This is a genomic window from Salinivibrio sp. IB643 (assembly GCF_001996105.1).
GTDB lineage: Bacteria > Pseudomonadota > Gammaproteobacteria > Enterobacterales > Vibrionaceae > Salinivibrio > Salinivibrio costicola.
Genome location: NZ_MUFF01000009.1, coordinates 1 through 20123, shown reverse-complemented (window position 1 = coordinate 20123; position 20123 = coordinate 1). Strand labels below are relative to the sequence as shown.

The following is a 20123-nucleotide window of genomic DNA, read 5'->3' as shown; positions in this document are numbered from 1 at the left end:
AAAAGTGCGTCAATCAACACGATTCTATCGATACTTCCTTGTCAAAGCGAAAAAACGCAGTAACGTCGTAACAGGATGCGTTCCTCAAGCCTGATTATTCACGTTAACATTGACTCAGACAGGACGAGTGAACCCACAACCTTTATTAAAGTGCTGTAGGGAAAATGCTGTTTATTATGAAGAAGTTTCTCGCTGTCTACCCATTTAAACGCCTTCATCATACCCTGATGCTGGCATTCTTGTTATTAAGCCTTCTTCCACTCACTTTGGTAGCATTGTTTTTTTTAAATGCTTATAGCCAGGATCTGCAAAAGCAAAGTACCGCGCACCTTTTATCGGTTCGAGACAGCAAACAGCAGCAAATCAATGATTACTTGAATGCCCAAGAAGCCGAAGTGCTAGGCTTTGTGGCCTCTGAGCTCGCTTATGCCAGTGGCGGCCATTTTTATGGTTTGATCGATGCATTTCGCCGCTTACGCCCTGACATTGAACAAGCCCGTCAATACGCCCAACGCCGTTATCTTCCCGAGTCAGGGAATAAAATAAAAACGCCCGTCGCCAAAGACGATCCCAACTATTCAGCCACTGAGCGTTATCGGCTGCTCCATCAACGTTATCATCGCGCTTATCAGGCGTTACTGGCACGCGCGGATTTTGATGATGCTTTACTCGTCGATAAACAAGGCAACGTCACCTACTCGGTGAAAAAATACGCCAACTACGGCACCAATTTAATCATAGGGCCATTCCGAGATACCTCATTGGGGCACACCTTCTCAGCCTTGACACAGCACAGCGAAAAAACACAAGGCAAACTTGACCCGACGCCACATGTCGTTATTTCAGATTTCTCACCCGATCAAGACGGCATACCCGTGGCTTGGCTAGGTGCACCGATTATTCAACAAGGATACCTTCACAGTTATGCCCTGTTTCGGCTACCCAACCAGGCTCTTGCCGCATTAATGGCACCAAGAGAGTCCAATGGTATTCAAACCTTATTGGTGGGAAAAGACGGCCAAGTACGTGCGCAATCAGCAACCTCTAAAGCGATCACCAACAGCACGCCAGTGATGGACAAGGCGCTAGCGGGGAACACAGGTGTCACCCGTTACCAAAGCCCCTCGGGCAACACATTACTCGCCGCTTATACCCCCATTGATAGCCATGGTTTAAAATGGGGACTCGTCGCCGAGGTACCCACGCAAGTTGCGTTTGCACGGATCCACCAATTAGAGCAGCTATTTATTGTCGCTATGCTGCTCGCGACCCTCGCCGTGGTCGTTGCATCGCATTATGTGTCTAACTTTATTACTCGACCGCTCCTTCAGCTGACGTGGGCCGCCGAAAAAGTCAGTGCCGGTGATCTCGACACCCAAATCCATCACACACGCCGGCCTGATGAAGTGGGTCGGCTAGCAGTGAGTTTTGCGCGCATGCGTCATGCCATTCGCGAGAAAATCCAGTTAATTCAACAGCAAAATAAAACCTTAGAAGCCAACCTCACCATCATCAAAGCTCAGAACCAAGAGCTGCAGTTGGCCAACACGCTAAAAGATGAGTTCCTCGCCACCACGTCACATGAACTACGCACGCCGCTACACGGTATGATAGGTATTGCAGAAGCAATGATTGATGGTGCGAACGGCCCAATTAGTCGCGACCACCAATACCAATTGTCGATCATCGTGAACAGTGGTCAAAGGCTGGCAAAACTGGTTGATGATCTTCTCGATTATCACAAAATGCGTTATGGCCAACTGGATCTCGAACAATGCCCTGTCGATGTTAACGCAATGACACAATTGGTCCTTTCACTCGCCAAGCACCTTAAAAAAGATAAACCCTTGGAGATCATCAACCAGCTGAGCGATTCGCCAGTATGGGTATACGCCGATCCGCAACGGCTCGAGCAAGTTATGTACAATCTGCTTGGCAATGCGATCAAGTTCACCGATGCAGGCAAAATAGTGATCAGTGCCGATACCATTGATGACCGTATTCGCGTTCAAGTGGTTGATACCGGCAAAGGGATCCCCGCCGAACAACTCAGCCGAGTCTTTGAACCGCTTGCCCAAGCAGTAAGCGGCCACTATCACTATCAACACGGTGCGGGTCTAGGGCTATCGATTAGCCGACAACTGATTGAACTGATGGGCGGTCAACTCTATGTCAGTAGTCAACCACAGGTCGGAACCACGTTCAGTTTCACGCTTGCCAAAGCACATGAAATGCCCGCACTGACGGATGAGACTGATCAGCATATCTCGATGTCCGAGCATATCCACCCCTTAAACGCGGATCAACACTTCCCCGAGCCAGCTGAAGCCAGCGTCCCCGCTCCAGCCGAAGACGCGCTGCATATTATGGTTGTCGATGATGAGCCGACCAATCAACAAATCCTAACCAGCTTTCTTCACATGGAAGGCTACCGTGTTTCAACCGCCAGCGATGGCCGCACTGCGATAGATAACGTGATCGCCACACCGCCAGATCTAGTACTTTTGGATGTACTGATGCCGGGAATGAGTGGCTTTGACGTCTGCGAGCAACTCAGGACACACTTCGATCATGCCGCACTTCCCATCATTATGCTCACTGCACTCAACCAGCCGGATGACAGGGTCTATGGCTTTAGCGTGGGTGCGAATGATTACCTCAGTAAACCCTTTGATAAACGAGAGCTGGCCGCACGGATTGCCACCCACCTAACCGCAAGTCAAGCTGAGCAGCGACGCCAAGAAAATCAACGCCTTGAACAGGCACTAGAGCAAAGCGCACAACAACAAGCCAGCCTGCTCGAAACACAATCTTGGCTGATCTCACAGCTGTCTCTTGCGCCCGAAGCCATGCTCGGCATGAGTCGTGATGGCCAAGTTAGGTTCGTCAACGAAGCGGCAGCACGCTTGTTTAAGCGCGATAAGGAAGACGTAAAACGCATGCACGGCCACGCACTCGTTACCGCCCCCGACCACGCCCAACATAGCGAACGCTATCAAGGGCCACTTACCGCCTTTATTGACGGAACGCCTGAGCACCTTGATGGCATGTTGTTACGCTTTCCTGCAGAATCTGATATCGACAGCCTCTACGTGATCAACAACGATGCCCCCGTTTCTCAAACCCGTATACAAAGCCTTGAAAGTGCGATTGAAGCCCTCTCTGGGTATGCATTAGGCGGCGACATTCGCCAACTGGACGCATTAAAAGCCATGGGCGGTGAGTTTGAGGCGCTGGCAGAAAAAGCTGAACATCAACAAGAAAGTAAAATCAACACCCGTAGGCAGCTCATTGTCGAAGCCATGATTGCAGGGTTAGATTACTGGGAAGAAGCCACCGGCAAAACCAAGTTCGACTTTGCCGAACAAAGCGGCTTATGGCGCGTATACCTTGATCGTAGCAGCTTACAAACGCGCACTTTAGACAAGTACCTCTTGCTAGAAACCCTTCCCAAAACGCCAAGGTGGCGCACTGTGCTGAATTCCATTCGCTTTATTCTCGATCATTGCGACAAACGTAGCACCACCCGCACTCAGCTAGAATCTTACTACCAACAACTGCGCCAACTACTGTTAGACGATTAATAACACACCCACCAACGCAATAAAGTGCCTCCCCTTCCGGGGACAGGCACTTTTCTCCTAGCTCCTTACGAGTAGCTCCTTACGAGGACAGGCATGTTTCCCTTTAGGAGGACAGACACGTTAAGTCCATGCCGTTTTTTATCTTCTTCTTACAGGTATCTTCTTACGGGGACAGGCACCTTAGTCATAAGGTGCCTGTCCCCACAATCACGATATTTTTCTAAAAGTGTCTGTCCCCGATATCTCTCTGTCACCAATACAGTGCCTGTCCTCACTATCACCCTCCTATTAAATTAATAATCGCCACAAAACAACACTATGAATCTGCCTATTCAGCATGGCTAAAAGCCATCTAAACCAAGATTAAAAGTGAAAGTGCGCGCTTTATCACAACAAAAATAAAGATAAATTTTTCGACGAGAAATAAGAGAAGGAAGGTGTGTGACATGGGTCGATATATCAATCGATAACACTGTAAATAATTGATAATAAATAATTTAAAGTTTAGTTTATTGAGGATGAGCTTCACGGTTTTGAGACTAACTGCATGGAAAATCGTCTTCTCAAGCCCTTCATTTTAACGAAAATAACGGCGATTAAAGGTGTTTTTACGGTTTTAACGATTTCGACCGTTGCAGCAAAGGGGCAACTGGGGCTTATTGAAGGGAGTTGCTGGCCGACCTCTTGCAATAACACCATGACGACAACCACAGCGGAACGTTAGCAACCGGTAACATTGAGCTCACAGGCGGTCCATTAAAGAGCTCACCACTATCCATCACGTGAACTGAAAGCAACAGTAAGGAATGGCTATGTTTTCGAGTAACAGTAGAATTGCCAGCAAGACCCTACTTGCCTCTGCAATAATTGGTGCGTTAAGCATGAGTGCTGGCGCAAGTGCTGCTGAGCGCAGTGAGCTCACCATTCACCCCAAAGAGTTCAATACCTTCGTCCGTAACTTTAACCCCTATTTAGGATCGACCTATCTTCACACGACGACCGACTTTGTCTATGAACCTTTGGTCGTCTTTAATGAACTACAAGGCAATGAGCCCGTTTTTCGTCTTGCGACGGGTTTCGACATGGCAGACGATTTAAAAAGTGTCACCTTTACCCTGCGTAAAGGGGTGAAGTGGTCAGACGGTGAAGCCTACACCGCCGATGATGTGGTGTATTCGTTTGATTTGGTCAAAGCGAACCCTGAACTCGATCAATCGGGGATTAACCAGTGGATCGACGATGTGAAGAAAGTTGATGATTACACCATCCGCTTTGAGCTCACTGAAGCTAATTCGAACGTCCCTTATGAAATTGTCAAAGTCCCCGTGGTGCCTGAGCATGTGTGGAAAAACATCGACAACCCCGCTTCATATACCAACGAGAATCCTGTCGGGTCAGGCCCCTTCACCACTATCGATACCTTTACCTCGCAACTCTATATTCAGTGCCGCAACCCGCATTATTGGGATAATGATAATCTCGACGTCGATTGCCTGCGTGTGCCACAGATTGCCAATAACGATCAGTTTTTGAGTAAGGTGATAAACAGCGAAATGGACTGGACGTCCTCGTTTATTCCCGACATTGATCGCACCTATGCCGCGGCCAATCCAAACCATCACTATTGGTATCCGGCTGCCGGCACTCAGGCCTTTATGGTCAACTTTAATGACCCCGATCCTGCCAAGCGCGAAGCGCTGACCAATGTCGATTTTCGCCGTGCTTTCTCGATGGCGATTGATCGTCAAACCATCATTGATATCGCTTTTTATGGCGGTGGCACGGTGAATGACTTTGCATCCGGCCTTGGCTATGCCTTTGAAGCCTGGTCAGACGACGCAGTGCATGAGAAATATCGTCAATACAATACTTACGATCTAGACGGCGCCAAAGCCCTGCTCGCTGAAGCCGGCTTTACAGATCAAGACGGTGATGGCTTTGTTGAAACACCATCGGGCAAATCGTTTGAGCTAGAAATTCAGTCGCCCAATGGCTGGACTGACTTTAATAACACCGTACAACTGGCGGTTGAGCAACTTGCCGATGCCGGCATCAAAACAAAAGCACGTACCCCGGATTTCTCGGTGTATAACCAAGCCATGCTCGAAGCCGATTACGATGTGGCCTACACCAACTATTTCCACGGTGCTGACCCCTATACCTATTGGAATAGCGCGTATAACTCCAACCTACAGGAAGGGGATGGCATGCCGCGGTTCGCGATGCACTACTACCAAAATGCCGAGCTCGACAAGCTGTTAGACAGCTTCTACAAAACCGCGGACAAAGATGAGCAGCTGGAAATTGCTCACCAAATTCAAGCGATTATCGCCAAGGATCAAGTCACCATTCCGGTGCTTTCTGGCGCGCAAATGTATCAATACAACACAACCCGCTTTACCGGTTGGTGGAACGAAGACAATCCGAAAGGTCGCCCCTCTATCTGGGCCGGCATTCCCGAGCGTCTTCTTCACGTACTGGACCTTAAACCCGTTCAGTAACCAATATCGGGCGCCTTGCGCGCCCGCTTTTCCACGGTGTTCACGCCACGAACATCACCACTTCGCTGTGTAAGGTGTGGGTTATGGGTTATTTTTTCCGACGGCTAACTTTTTACATGATTGCCCTTTTAGTGGCAGCAACACTCAATTTTATTATTCCTCGAGCCATGCCCGGTGATCCTGTCACCATGATGTTTGCCAACGCCTCGGTGCAAGTCACCCCAGAGCGGATTGAGGCAATGAAACAACTGCTGGGCTTTGTCGATGGCCCCCTCTATATGCAGTATTTCACTTACATGAAAAACGTGCTGAGCTGGGATTTAGGCACCTCCATCCAATTTTATCCATTATCAGTTAACGAACTGCTGGGTAAAGCGTTTGGCTGGTCGCTCTTTCTCGCCGGCAGTGCCGTGCTGCTTTCTTTTTCACTGGGCTCGATTTTGGGCATTTTTGCCGCATGGAAACGCGGCGGGAAATACGATGCCATGATCACCCCAGGCATGCTGATTATCCAAGCGGTACCGCAAGTGGTCATTGCGATGCTCGCGCTGTTTATTTTCGCGATTGGGTTGAAATGGTTTCCAACCGGATACGCCTATACGCCAGGCGTCACGCCCGACTGGACCAGTTGGACCTTTATTAAAGATGTGGCCTATCACGCCGTACTCCCGCTTTTTTGTGCTTCCATCATTCAAGTGGGCGGCTTTTTGGTCAACATGCGTAACAACATGATTAATCTGCTGGCGGAAGACTACATCACCATGGCGCGCGGCAAAGGGTTAAGCGAAAACCGCGTGGTCTTTAACTACGCGGCCCGTAACGCGCTCTTGCCCAGTGTCACTGCGCTGTCGATGTCACTGGGTATCGCCATCGGTGGCCAGCTGATTGTAGAAATTATTTTTAACTATCCCGGTCTTGGCTCGGTGCTTTTGAATGCGATTAACGCGCGAGATTACCAAGTCCTGCAAGGCCAGCTGCTGATTATGACCTTATTTATGCTCTCGTTTAACTTAATTGCTGACATGCTGTACGTGGTGCTTGACCCACGCCTGCGAACCGGAGGAAAAGAATCATGAAAGATCTCCTCACGCTTATTGTGCGCAACAAAATCGCGCGCGCGGGCTCCATCATTGTCGGCTTATTTATCTTAATGGCGATATTCGCCCCACTGCTAAGCCAGCATGCACCGGATAAACGCACCGGTAACCCGCATGAATACCCAAGCTTTGTGGTTAAAGCCGCACAAGCCAACCCAGATGGCTGGATCGCCACCCACTTAGCCGACCATCCTCGTACCTTGTTAATGTCAAAAGACGCTGAACATGCCCTCGGCACCACCCGTATGGGCCGCGATGTCTGGTCCCAGTTACTCCATGGTGCACGCGTTTCGTTAGCGGTTGGTTTTGGCGCCGGGATCACCGTGTGTGTGCTCGCCACCTTAATTGGCATTACCGCCGGCTATTTAGGCGGTTGGGTTGACGATGTGCTTACCGCCGCGATGAACATCATGTTGGTGATCCCGCAATACCCACTCTTGTTCGTGCTTGCCGCGTTTATCGGCGAAGCCGGACCACTGACGATCGCCATCATTATTGGCTGTACCTCGTGGGCTTGGGGGGCACGGGTGGTTCGCTCACAAACCCTTGCCCTGCGCGAAAAAGAGTTCGTGAAAGCCGCTGAAGTGCTGGGCGAGTCGCGCTTTCGCATCACCTTTGTCGAGATCTTGCCTAACCTCGTGCCCATTGTCGGCGCCAGCTTTATTGGCTCAGTGATGTATGCCATTGCCATGGAGTCAATTATTTCCTTCTTAGGCCTTGGCGATCCCAACACCATCAGCTGGGGGATCATGCTCTACAACGTACAAACCTCTTCGTCCATGCTGATTGGCGCGTGGTGGGAGCTGCTCGCACCTTGTATCGCACTGACCTTACTGGTGACGGGGCTTGCCTTGCTCAACTTCGCAGTGGATGAAATAGCCAACCCGCAATTACGTGCGCAAAAAGGGATGAAGCGCTGGAAAAAACTTAACCAACAAGAAAAGAAAGCCCGAGACGAGAATCCCGTTGCCGAACACATGCTGATCAGTGGAGATAAATCATGAGTCGCACCCCACTTATCTCAATCCGTGATCTGTGCGTGGACTACATTACCGATGCCGGTGATGTCCGAGCCTGCGATCACGTCAGTTTTGACATCGCCCCCGGTGAAGTATTTGGCCTGGCTGGCGAATCGGGATGCGGTAAATCCACCGTTGCCTTTTCGCTGATGCGTCTGCATAAGCCACCCGCATTTATCACCGGCGGCGAAGTGCTATTTAACGGCGAGAATATCCTCAACTATAGCGATGCCCGCATGCGTGATTTTCGTTGGCGAGAAATGTCGATGGTGTTTCAAAGCGCCATGAATGCCCTCAATCCCGTGCTGACGCTTGAAGATCAATTTTGCGATGTATTAATGCGTCACACCAATATGACCCGTAAACAAGCGGTCAATCGAGCGCAAGGCTTGCTGGAAATTGTCGATATTCACCCCAGCCGCCTGACCGATTATCCGCACCAGTTTTCGGGCGGGATGCGTCAGCGCTTGGTAATTGCCATTGCGCTAGCCCTCAACCCGAAAATGATCATCATGGATGAGCCCACCACCGCATTAGATGTGGTGGTGCAGCGCGAGATCTTACAAAAAATCTACGCGTTAAAAGAAGAGTTTGGCTTTTCGATTCTGTTTATCACCCATGACTTATCGCTCATGGTCGAGTTTTCCGACCGGATAGGGATCATGTATTCCGGTGAGCTGATTGAAGTCGCGCCGTCCAAACAAGTACTTACCAATCCCTATCACCCCTACACCGAAGGGCTGGGCAGCTCATTCCCCTCACTCACCGGGCCCAAGCGCCAACTGGTGGGTATCCCAGGTAATCCGCTCAACTTACTCGAAATCCCGACCGGCTGCCGCTTTCAAGCACGTTGCGCGCAAGTGCATGAACAGTGTCGAACCACCCAAACCGTGCTGCGCCAAATCGAACCAGGCCGTTATTCCAACTGCCACCTATACGACGGCGAGCCGATCGCCCAACAAAAAGTCTAATATCGTGCCAATGTGAGGAAGTCAGTGATGAGTACAGGTCTTGGAGAACTGCTGGTTGAAGGTAAAAACGTGGTGAAAGATTTCCCTATTAACAGCCATGCCCTTAAACAACCCATGATGCGAGCGATCAATGATGTCTCGTTCAAAATGTACAAAGGCCGTGGGCTTGCCGTGGTGGGTGAATCAGGCTCGGGCAAATCAACCACCGCGAAAATGATCGCAAAAATGTACGCCCCGACCGACGGCTGCATTGAATACCGGGGACGCGATATCACCACCATTAAAAAACGTGATGAGCTGATGCGCTATCGCGAAGGCCTGCAAATGGTCTGGCAAGATCCCTTTGGCTCGCTCAACCCCACCCATAATGTGTTTCACCATATTGCGCGTCCGTTATTGATCCACAAAAAAGTCGCCAAGCGCGACAAAGCCCAATTGAAAGAACGGGTGTTCGAGCTGCTCGAGCAAGTGGGCCTCACTCCGGCCAAAGAAACGGCGGAGAAATTCCCCCACCAGCTGTCGGGCGGCCAGCGTCAGAGGATAAACCTAGCGCGTAACATCGCCGTGGGCGCCGAAGTAGTACTCGCCGACGAACCCACCTCGATGCTGGATGTATCGATTCGTGCCGGCGTGCTTAACCTCATGGAAGAGATGAAAGTGGAGAAGCAAATGTCGCTGCTCTACATCACCCATGATATCGCCACCGCGCGTTACATTGCTGAAGACTTGGCAGTGATGTACGTCGGCCATATGGTCGAATGGGGGGACACCGAAGAGATTATTCATCGCCCTCAACATCCTTACACCCAGCTGTTGGTCTCAGCGGTGCCTGACCCCAGCAAATCCATTCACGAGGAACTAAAGGGCAACAAGGGTGAGATCCCACTGTGGACACCAGATTCCGTCGGCTGCCCTTTTTCCGGCCGCTGCCCGCATGCCACCGCTAAATGCACCGAACAGCTACCCAGCGTGACCAAGCTCGCCGACAACCACTATGTGCGCTGCTATTTGTACGAGCAATAGCGACCAATAAGGATACCATCATGCAAGTGCTGACCAATCACATTGGCTACTCGTTACACGGTGACAAATACGCGGTGATCGTCAGTGACAGCGAATCCCTCACCGGCACGCCCGTGGTACTGATTTCCCTGCCTCCTCTTACGGGGACAGGCACATTTAGCACTGCCGATAAAACTGCCTCCTCTTCCGGGGACAGGCACTTTTCTTCTGGGGACAGGCACTTTAACGAGGCCGCAGAAAGTGCAAACAATTTTACCGGGACAGGCACTTTAAAATTTACGGGGACAGACACTTTTGTTCGAGGGACAGACACAGTATCACTCGATAATGTTGTGGCGCAGTTTGAATTACACCAAAGAACACAGTTAAACAACTGGCAGATAGGTACGGCTTATACCCTCGATTTTTCTGCCTTTGCGCATCGCGGACGCTATCAACTCGTGCTATTAACAGACACACCGGTATATTCGCATCCGTTTGAGATCCGAGATGATTGCCTGTTTCACACCACGTTTTCCGACCTGCTGCATTACTTTAAATCGCAGCGGTGTAGCGGTATCTATGAACACGCGKATCAGCACGCTAAGGTATTTGGCTCTGATGAACGTGTGGATGTATCCGGCGGTTGGTACGATGCCTCTGGCGATGTGAGCAAATACCTGAGCCACCTTTCCTATGCCAATTACTTTAATCCGCAACAAATCCCGCTGTTGGCTTGGGGGCTGGCCGATCTTGCCAGTCAACTTAGCTCGGACACGCTGCCTGCGTTTATGCGTACACGCTTAGCTGATGAAGCGAAACACGGCGCCGATTTTCTTCTCCGTATGCAACACCCCAGTGGCTTTTTTTACATGACGGTGTTTGATCAATGGTCGAAAGATCCGGAGCGCCGCACCCTTTGCGCTTACGCGACGCAAGATGGGGTGATGAGTGAAGCTTACCAAGCCGGTTTTCGTCAAGGCGGTGGCATGGCGATTGCAGCCCTTGCCGCCGCAAGCAGCGCCTCACTTTGCTCAGAGCCTGACCAACAAGCACGCTATTTAGACGCTGCCATTCGTGGCTACTGGCATTTGGTTGAACATAACCATCACTACCTTGATGACGGTGAGCCCAACATTATTGACGAAACCTGCGCCCTTCTCGCCGCATGTGAGTTGCATCACGCCACTCGGCAATCTACTGGGCAACCTACAGGGGACAGTCACGCTTATTTAACGGGACAGGCACCTTTAGGTTCTGGAGACAGACACATTAGTGCGAACGGTGACTGTCCCTTTTTGATCGAGGCACGAGGTTGGATGCAAAAGCTGGTCGCACGACAACGCAGTGATGAAACTTGCCAATATTATTGGTCGGCCAATGCCGATGGGAGTCGTCCGTTTTACCATGCCGCTGATGCAGGTCTGCCCGGGTTGGCACTAGTTCGCTATCTCGATGTGGAAACCGAACCCAGTCACCAGGCTATCGCACAAACAGCACTGGAACGCGCCTGTCAGTTTGAGCTGAGCCTAACACAAACCGCCGATAACCCATTCGCGTATCCGCGTCAGTACGTCAAACCCGTCGATAGCGTTAAACAGGTGCGTCATTTTATTCCTCACCACAATGAAACCGGCTATTGGTGGCAAGGCGAGAATGCACGCTTGGGGTCACTGGCGACCTTTGCGTGTCATGCCACGCGCCATATTCAAGACGATGCGCTGAATGCGGCCCTCCACACCTTTAGCCAACGGGCGCTTAATTGGATCCTCGGTTTAAATCCATTTGATATCTGTATGCTCGATGGGCATGGCCACAACAACCCAGATTACCTACCGCACTTGGGCTTTTTTAATGCCAAAGGGGGGATCTGCAATGGCATTACCGTAGGTATGGAGGATGAAACACAGATTGCATTCAACCCCGCGCCATATTGCGATGATATGGCGCAAAACTGGCGATGGGGCGAGCAGTGGTTGCCACATGCAAGCTGGTTTATGCTCGCCATCAGTGCGCAAACGCTGACTGGCAACGGCCACTCGAACAAGGAGAACACGTGATGACTTACCGCCTCGATCTGAGTGTGATCAACGAGTATCCCAATGACACTCCGCCCCGTAGCCGAATGGGGTTAACCTTGCATAATCTCACCGACTGTCCCTTAGATCAGCTGTCTATTGCGGTACTATTTGATCGCTTCATCAACCCCAATACCCTTTCACAAGGCAGCATCGAGCAAATCGGTAGCTATTGCGTCATTACACCGGCGCATCAAACACTCGATGCCAATCAAAGCTTATACATCGAGTTTGATGCCCTCACGCCGCCATTACGGTTCCTTTGTGCGGGCTTTAAAGATGCGCTGCTCTATGCCAATGGCGAGCAATATTCAGTGATGCTCACCCCCATTAACTTGGCGCATACTCACACCACACGCTCATCGATTCCAGATGTTCATCCCGCCGAGCACGCCATTATTCCGGTACCTAAATCGGTGCGCCACCAGCCAGGATACTTTACGCTTTCACCCACAACACCGTTAATCGCAGTGGATCCACAGGCCCTTCCCGCCGCGCAGTGGTTAAGTAACGAATGGGTTCGCATGTACCCGCAAGCTGATATTGCACTCGACCCACGTCATCAAGATGCGGTCACTGGCGATCATGCCATTCTTTTACGGCCGCTACCCGACTCCGCACTTCGAGATATTACACACCGTGATGAGGCCTATCAGCTCACCGTCACCGACCAAGGCGTGGTTATCCAAGCCTGTGCTGAGCGCGGGTTTATTCACGGCTGCGCGTCGCTGTTGCAACTTTGCCAAGAGCAAAACACACAGCTTCGAATACCGGCAATAAAAATCAGCGATGCACCACGCTTTGCTTACCGAGGCATGATGCTCGATTGTGCACGCCATTTTCATTCAGTCGACACGGTAAAGCGACTGATTAACCAATTGGCCTATTTTAAGTTCAATACCTTTCACTGGCATTTAACCGACGATGAAGGCTGGCGACTGGAAATTAAAGCCCTGCCTGAATTGACGCGCTATGGGAGTCAACGCGGCCCCAATACCCGCCTTGCTCCGCAGTTCAGTCACATTGCAGAACGTCACGAAGGCTATTATCGCCAAGAAGAAGTACGTGACGTGATTGAATACGCCGCAGCCCGTGGTATTACCGTCATTCCTGAAATTGATATTCCCGGCCACTGTCGCGCAGCCATCAAAGCGCTGCCTGATTGGCTACACGATGCCGACGACCGCTCGACTTACCGCAGCGTGCAGCACTACACCGATAACGTATTATCGCCAGCCCTCGATGGCACGTATCGATTTTTAGATACGGTATTAAGTGAAGTCGCCGAGCTTTTCCCCGCCTCATGGGTCCATATTGGCGCCGATGAAGTCCCTGACGGGGTATGGACGGATAGCCCAATTTACCGGGACAGACGCATGAACGGAGAAACGACCGCTTCGCTACAGGGACAGATACTGACCTATGCTGAGCAAAAGCTTCGCGCCTTGGGCAAACGTATGGTTGGCTGGGAAGAAGTGCAGCACGGCGATAAAGTCAGCAAAAACACCGTGATCTATTCATGGCAAAGCGAAGACGCCGCATTGCATTGTGCGCAGCATGGGTTTGATGTGATTTTAACCCCGGGTCAAGCGACCTATCTCGATATGGTGCAAGATTATGCTGCCACCGAGCCCGGGCTCGACTGGGCGGGCGTCACACCATTAGAAAAAGCCTACCAATATGAGCCGCTAGCAAGCCTCGCCAGTGATGACCCAGCTCGTGAGCATATGCTAGGCGTGCAATGCGCACTTTGGAGTGAACTGATCACCAATCAGGACAGGCTCGATTATATGGTGTTTCCAAGGCTTACCGCCATTGCAGAAGCGGCTTGGAGCCACAGTGAGCGCCGTGACTGGCTCGATTATCTGGCCAGACTCAAAGCGCAATTACCGCGTTTAGACAAGTTCGGTATTCAATACCGTTCCCCTTGGGCATCGAACAAGTAGGCCGAATTCGCCCACCTGGCAGCGCCTCCTGCGCTGCCAGCTCTTTGCGCTCGCATCCCATCTGTTTATAATGCCCAACCATTGTTGTCAGTCTGAGAGTGTTTTCGGCATGCTACGCCAAGAAATTAATACCCTACTCACCCCCATTCATGGTTTTCTGCACTGTCAAACCCCCGACAGTTGGATTGACGCGGCCATCCAGCCTGACAATCAATCGATTCTTTTGCGCGATCACGCAAACTGCGAATTAAAAGCCAGCCAAACCGCGATGTGGCTGATCCGTAAATATGCAGTCGACGCGGCGAGTGGCGAGCAACTGCTGGCATGGGCCAAACCCTATGAAGACTTTGTTTATCGCCGCATTCGCGATGGGATCTTCCACGCGCGCAAAAACGGCCTCAGCGCGCCTTTAACCCCTAAAGCCGGCTTTGCCCACGGCCAAGCCTTGATTGATAAAATGGTCCGGTTAATCAAAGAAGAGTTTCATCATTTTGAGCAAGTGATTGAAATCATGGACGCACGCGGTATTCCTTATCAACCGTTAGAAGCAGGTCGCTACGCCAAAGGATTAATGCGCGCGGCACGTACTCACGAACCGGCAACCTTGGTCGATAAACTGATTATTGGCGCCTACATTGAAGCACGTTCCTGCGAGCGCTTTGCCAAAGTCGCCCCACACCTCGATGATGAACTACAAAAGTTCTACATCTCGCTACTGCGCTCGGAAGCACGCCATTATCAAGATTACCTGACGCTTGCAGAAACCATCGCCGGCGAAGACATTCGCGACCGCATTCAAGCCATCGGCGAGCGCGAAGCAGAGTTGATCCAAGCGCCCGACAGCCAATTCCGCTTTCACAGCGGTGTTCCTGCCTAACTTCTTATGGCAGCTTCTCTTTGTGGGGACAGGCACTTTTATTCAACGTGATTTCCTGCGGGGACAGGCACCTTTACACATGTCCCTACTAAGTTTCCTTTCCAGGGACAGGCACTTTTAGTTTTCGCCGGATACAAACACCTCTTGGTGACTGTCCTGGTAGTTTGCGCCTGTCCCCGTTGTTACTAATCGGGACAGACGCCTTTAGTAACTAACCAATCTCACAGTTACAGTATTTCTTGTACTGTCACGAAAAACCAGGCCAGAAAAGATGATAGCTGTTCATTTATACAGTACCTTTTACATACACCCATCTACCAAAAGGGACTGACGATGACCAAAGCTCGCGCATCTTTAGTGAACCTAGCAGCAACACCCTATTACCATTGCGTCTCACGCTGCGTGCGCCGCTCTTTTCTATGTGGCTATGACGCTCAATCGCAAAAAAGCTATGAGCATCGTCGCGCATGGATAGAAACGCGTTTGCTTACACTAGCCAAAGCTTTTTGCATCGATATCTGCGCTTACGCCATTATGAGCAATCATTATCACGTTGTCCTACATATCAATGCAAAAGCCGCCCAATCCCTGACAAATACCGACGTTATCGACCGCTGGCTAGCCTTTCACCAGGCTCCAGTACTCATCCAGCGTTTTCGTCAGGGAGAATCCCTCTCCAAATCGGAGTACAAAGCGTGCTGTCGGATCATTGAAAGCTGGCGCGAGCGTTTGATGTCTGTCAGTTGGTTTATGAAGCTGCTCAATCAATATATTTCAGCGCAAGCGAACCGAGAAGATCAATGCACGGGGCATTTTTGGGAAGGACGCTTTAAAAGTCAGGCCTTGTTGGATGACAAAGCTCTTGCTGCGGCAATGGCCTATGTCGATTTAAACCCCGTGAGAGCAGGTATCGCCAAACAGCCCAAGCATTCGAATTACACATCGATAAAAAAGCGCGTTGAATCACTCGAGCAAAATAAAGCGACACCAGCAGGCTTATTCGCCTTTGCAGGAAATCCGAGGAAATCTATGCCCGACGGCATTCCGTTCCGGCTAATGGACTATTTAGCACTTGTTGAATGGACTTGCCACAAGGGACAAGAAAGGGGCTCAAATCAGCGGCCTCCCCTACTCACACGACTGAATATGTCGAGTGAAACCTGGCTGACCACATGCGCTCATTTAGAGTGCGGAAATGTTGTAGGCTCACTGTCGAGTATCCAAGCCGTATTACCGACACTGGGCCTAAAACGCATGACAGGCGTCATGATCCCAAATCGTTGAGGCTAGCACTAAAACACGCATCAATGCGTAAGGGAATCGTCATACTAGCCCGAAAATCTACCCTACCCAATAAGCCAGCACCATTATAAACACGAACAAAACACCTACCGCTTTTAAGAGCGGCTTTAGCCCTTTGGCCCCACCTTCTGGGGACTGATTACAACATCCCATATTACCCCCTCATCGTTATTTCCCCAGGATAAACCCTCCAGTTACAGGAAGGTAAAGGCATGTTCGGATTTTAAAGAGGTAAGATTTCATTAGAGATTTTACTAGGACAGGCATCTTAACAACAGCTTGCTGTTTACTAGTGGTGACTGTCCCCGATAAAGCGGCTTGCTGGTTACTAGTGGTGACTGTCCCGGATAAAGCGGATAAAGCGAAAAGGGGATCTTGTTGGGACAGGCACATTAGCAATGCTGATAATTGTCCCATATAGCACGTTAGATGGAACAATCGCAGACAAGACATAAAGTGTCAGACGTAATGCGTCTGTCCCAACAAAAGACAGCTAATCAAAAGCGCCTGTCCCTCCAATGCTCCAAAGTGCCTGTCCCGCCAATGTTGTTCCGCCAATGTTTTCTAATACGCTGTACTCAGAAATCTGGACTCTGTATCCTACTGGCTATGAACATCTATCAAGGATAACAACGATGTGGTATCTCATTTATTCGCAAGACGTCGAGAACAGCCTACCGCTACGCAAGCAAGCGCGTGACGCACACCTTGAACGCTTACACCAACTAGAAAAAGAAAACCGCTTGATGATTGCCGGGCCAAACCCTGCTGTTGATAGTGAGGAGCCAGGCGAAGCTGGGTTTACGGGCTCGACCGTTATTGCCTGGTTTGAGTCACTATCAGCCGCAAAGGCATGGGCCGACAAAGACCCTTATGTTGCCGCCGGCGTTTATGCTGAAGTGACCGTAAAACCGTTCAAAAAAGTGCTTCCGCAGGATCCAGCCTAATGCGATATGTAAAAATACTGATGATGGCCTGCCTGGGGCTAGTACTCAGTGCATGTAGCAGCCCCCAGCATGACCAAGCCGCAGAAGCCGCAATCCAACGTGCAGACATGATTGCACAGCTACTGCCGATGGATATTGAAGGCTACTCACTGGTTCGAGCACGTGCGCAAGATGCCGTCATCGAGCTGACGCTTCTGGAGAAGAATGCCAAAAAAGCACCAGGAGAGCTCTTTTCCGGCTTAAAACGTCGTTATTGCCAAGATAGCGACATACGCAGTATGTTAGACAGTGGTATCAGCTATACCATTTTGGTTCGCGATACCCGCGGCCGACAAATCCTCAATAACGCTATCAATGCACCCAGCTGTGCTAGCTAATTAAGCACCAAGGCTGCTCCCACTCTACCGGTAAGGCTGGCCACAACTCGCCTTGGCTCGGGGGCAGCACATAGCTGTAGAGCTTGGCTGGCTGATCATCGGCAAAACGACAGGTAAATTGCAGCCCATAAGCGTGTAAGTAGCCACGATCGGCAGGCTCGCCGCCATAGTAATCATCACCGATAAGCGGTGAGCCAATACTTTTCATCGCCACGCGAATTTGATGGGTTTTACCCGTGTAAGGCCGACAGAGAAAAAATCGCCGCCCCTCACCGCCTGCAATAGAGATAAAACGCGTCCTCGCAGGGTTATCTTTGCTGGCAAGCAACTTCCAACTGCCTCGCCGACCTTTACCCATATCGCCGACAATCAATCCCTGTTTCTTACGCGGCTTTTTCGCACTTAATGCCAAATAGCACTTTTCTATCTCGCGTGACGCGAACAATCCTGAGAGGACAGACGCCGCATGAGAAGAGGTTGCCAGCAGCAGCAAGCCCGACGTCATCTTATCTAAACGATGCACAAGGTAGACCTTCTCAACCCCAATATACGCCGCGACCGCAGGCAACAGTGCCGCTTCATCGGCCTCTTTCTGCACGCTAACGCCGTGGTGCTTATTGATCACCACAAAGTGTTGGTTTTGGTCGACAATTGAAAACATAACGAAGGGATTTACCGGTTGGTCATTGAGGACAGGCATCATAACGACTTCCTCCTCAGCCCGCTAGAGCAATCATAAAAGTGCCTGTCCCCGGTAGCTACCGCCTGTCCCCGGTAGCTAGTAGCTAGGGTTGAAATGAAGATTAGGCATCTTGATGGGCTAAAAACGCATCGATATCCACGCGCGAGGGAATCGACGTTTGTGCGCCACGCTGAGTGACGGATAAAGCGGCCGCGGCATGCGCAAACCGAATCGCCTGATCAAGTGTCTGTCCCTCTATCAATCCAGTGACGAGTGCGCCATTAAAGGTATCGCCAGCGGCGGTGGTATCCATAGCATTGACAACAAAACCCGGGATTAATCTCCCTTCTTTTTGCGCTTTGTCACTTAGCCACACGCCCTGTTTACCCATAGTGATCAGCACCGTCTCAATCCCTTTTTGGTGCAGCACATTTGATGCAGCTTGCGCACTCTCGGAATCTGTCACCGCAATGCCAGTCAGGCTTTGTGCTTCTGTTTCATTCGGCGTGATAATGTCGACCGCCGCCAAGAGCGCATTGCTCAAAGAAGCCGCAGGGGCCGGATTCAGCACCACTTGGGTATTTGACGCTTTGGCATGAAAAGCCGCTTTCTCAATGCCGCACATCGGCGTTTCTAACTGCATCAGTAAATAGTCAGCCTCGGCTATTTTATCGAGATCGGCGGTAATGGCCTCCGCTGTCAGCGCCGCATTGGCCTCCGCCGATAACGCGATACTGTTCTCACCTTGATCAGTGACTTGAATCATCGCAATACCGGTCGGCGTATTCGCCTGCACCTTCATCGCACTGACATCCATCCCCTCTTGCGCATAACACTGACGAATCTGCTGGCCAAAGGCATCATCCCCCACACTGGCAATAAAGGCAACATCCGCACCGCAACGCACCGCCGCCACCGCTTGATTTGCGCCTTTGCCACCCGCAATTACCGCATAATCTCGACCGTGTAATGTCTCTCCGGGACGCGGAAAACTGGAGACGCGTAAAACATGATCGGCATTAACACTGCCGAGCACAACTAATGGACTCATTACCCTTCCTTACCGTTCAATCAATCGCGCACCGTCCAACACACTGGGCCAGACGGTGCTTATTATTGTATCTTCCCGTGCGACCCTTATTCAGCGATCGTTTCTTGACTGATCACTTTAAGCGGTACCGGAATATAGCTGTCGACTGACTCGCCTTTCAGCACTTTATCCGCCGTTTCAACACCGAGCTCACCAATCATACCCGGCTGCTGAGCGATAGTCGCTGCCAAGTGGCCACGTTCTACTGCGGCAATGCCATCTTTAGTGCCATCAAAGCCCACAATAGTGACATCTTTGCCTGATGCCTGCACCGCACGCAACGCGCCAAACGCCATTTCATCGTTTTGTGCAAACACCGCCTGCACCTCTGGATACGCAGCAAGCAAGTTCTCCATCACATTCAGACCTTTGGTGCGGTCAAAATCCGCTGGCTGACTGGCCAGTAACTCTACATCCGTACCTTCAATCGCATCCATAAAGCCTTCACCCCGTTCACCGACTTTACCCATGACAAACTGACAATCAAGGCAGCCAGCGCTTTCATTCTTTAGCCCGATTTATATGTAACGCATTGTTTTTAATTTATAATTGAAAACAAATAAAAGTGTCTGTCCCACTAACTCCACTAACTACACTAACTAAAACTAACTGACTGACTAACTGACCTGACACTGGAGAGCACTGAGAAC

Annotated in this window: 14 protein-coding genes and 1 pseudogene; 12 read left to right on the top strand and 3 right to left on the bottom strand. The window is 50.7% G+C overall.

All coding sequences use genetic code 11. The features are described from left to right. Window positions 1-176: 176 nt before the first annotated feature. The 12 genes from BZG77_RS06175 to gspS2 all read left to right on the top strand — a co-directional run bounded on the left by BZG77_RS06175 (window position 177) and on the right by gspS2 (window position 17701). Window positions 177-3584 (top strand): hybrid sensor histidine kinase/response regulator, encoded by a 3408-nt coding sequence (locus BZG77_RS06175; RefSeq protein ID WP_077646644.1) that lies wholly within the window; start codon window positions 177-179, stop codon window positions 3582-3584. A gap of 812 nt (window positions 3585-4396) precedes the next feature. Further along, a complete protein-coding gene (locus tag BZG77_RS06170) occupies window positions 4397-6085 on the top strand; it encodes an ABC transporter substrate-binding protein (RefSeq protein WP_077646597.1) in 1689 nt (562 codons plus the stop codon). Window positions 6086-6168: 83 nt separating this feature from the next. Then, window positions 6169-7161, top strand: coding sequence for an ABC transporter permease (locus BZG77_RS06165; protein WP_025673154.1), 993 nt, complete (start codon window positions 6169-6171; stop codon window positions 7159-7161). After that, window positions 7158-8186 carry an ABC transporter permease gene (locus BZG77_RS06160; RefSeq protein ID WP_077646596.1) on the top strand — a complete coding sequence of 343 codons (1029 nt, stop codon included), beginning with the start codon at window positions 7158-7160 and terminating at the stop codon, window positions 8184-8186. The genes BZG77_RS06165 and BZG77_RS06160 overlap by 4 nt, the downstream gene beginning before the upstream one ends. Further along, on the top strand, window positions 8183-9172 hold the full coding sequence (locus tag BZG77_RS06155; protein WP_077461207.1) for an ABC transporter ATP-binding protein: 990 nt from the start codon (window positions 8183-8185) through the stop codon (window positions 9170-9172). The genes BZG77_RS06160 and BZG77_RS06155 overlap by 4 nt, the downstream gene beginning before the upstream one ends. A gap of 27 nt (window positions 9173-9199) precedes the next feature. After that, window positions 9200-10195, top strand: a complete 996-nt coding sequence (locus BZG77_RS06150; RefSeq protein WP_077646595.1) for an ABC transporter ATP-binding protein — start codon at window positions 9200-9202, stop codon at window positions 10193-10195. A gap of 20 nt (window positions 10196-10215) precedes the next feature. Then, the gene (locus tag BZG77_RS06145; protein WP_077646594.1) at window positions 10216-12234 is read left to right on the top strand and encodes a glycoside hydrolase family 9 protein; all 2019 of its coding nucleotides are present in this window, start codon (window positions 10216-10218) and stop codon (window positions 12232-12234) included. Next, window positions 12234-14198: a beta-N-acetylhexosaminidase gene (locus tag BZG77_RS06140; RefSeq protein ID WP_077646593.1), complete on the top strand. Its 1965-nt coding sequence runs from the start codon at window positions 12234-12236 to the stop codon at window positions 14196-14198. The genes BZG77_RS06145 and BZG77_RS06140 overlap by 1 nt, the downstream gene beginning before the upstream one ends. A gap of 109 nt (window positions 14199-14307) precedes the next feature. Then, entirely contained in the window at window positions 14308-15075 is a 768-nt protein-coding gene (gene miaE / locus BZG77_RS06135) for a tRNA isopentenyl-2-thiomethyl-A-37 hydroxylase MiaE (protein WP_077646592.1), read from the top strand. A gap of 333 nt (window positions 15076-15408) precedes the next feature. Then, window positions 15409-16359, top strand: coding sequence for a transposase (locus tag BZG77_RS06130; protein WP_077646591.1), 951 nt, complete (start codon window positions 15409-15411; stop codon window positions 16357-16359). Between the two features lie 653 nt (window positions 16360-17012). Then, a complete protein-coding gene (locus BZG77_RS06125; RefSeq protein WP_021023168.1) occupies window positions 17013-17324 on the top strand; it encodes a YciI family protein in 312 nt (103 codons plus the stop codon). Next, window positions 17324-17701: a type II secretion system pilot lipoprotein GspS-beta gene (gspS2, locus tag BZG77_RS06120; protein WP_077646590.1), complete on the top strand. Its 378-nt coding sequence runs from the start codon at window positions 17324-17326 to the stop codon at window positions 17699-17701. The genes BZG77_RS06125 and gspS2 overlap by 1 nt, the downstream gene beginning before the upstream one ends. Here the strand turns inward: gspS2 and BZG77_RS06115 are convergent. The 3 genes and pseudogenes from BZG77_RS06115 to BZG77_RS06105 form a co-directional block, all read right to left on the bottom strand. Further along, window positions 17694-18362 carry a TIGR01621 family pseudouridine synthase gene (locus tag BZG77_RS06115; RefSeq protein WP_077646643.1) on the bottom strand — a complete coding sequence of 223 codons (669 nt, stop codon included), beginning with the start codon at window positions 18360-18362 and terminating at the stop codon, window positions 17694-17696. The genes gspS2 and BZG77_RS06115 overlap by 8 nt on opposite strands. Window positions 18363-18504: 142 nt before the next feature. Beyond that, window positions 18505-19434, bottom strand: coding sequence for a ribokinase (rbsK, locus tag BZG77_RS06110; protein WP_077646589.1), 930 nt, complete (start codon window positions 19432-19434; stop codon window positions 18505-18507). Window positions 19435-19520: 86 nt separating this feature from the next. After that, window positions 19521-19928, bottom strand: a pseudogene (locus tag BZG77_RS06105) (substrate-binding domain-containing protein); the annotation flags it as partial. Between the last annotated feature and the right edge of the window lie 195 nt (window positions 19929-20123).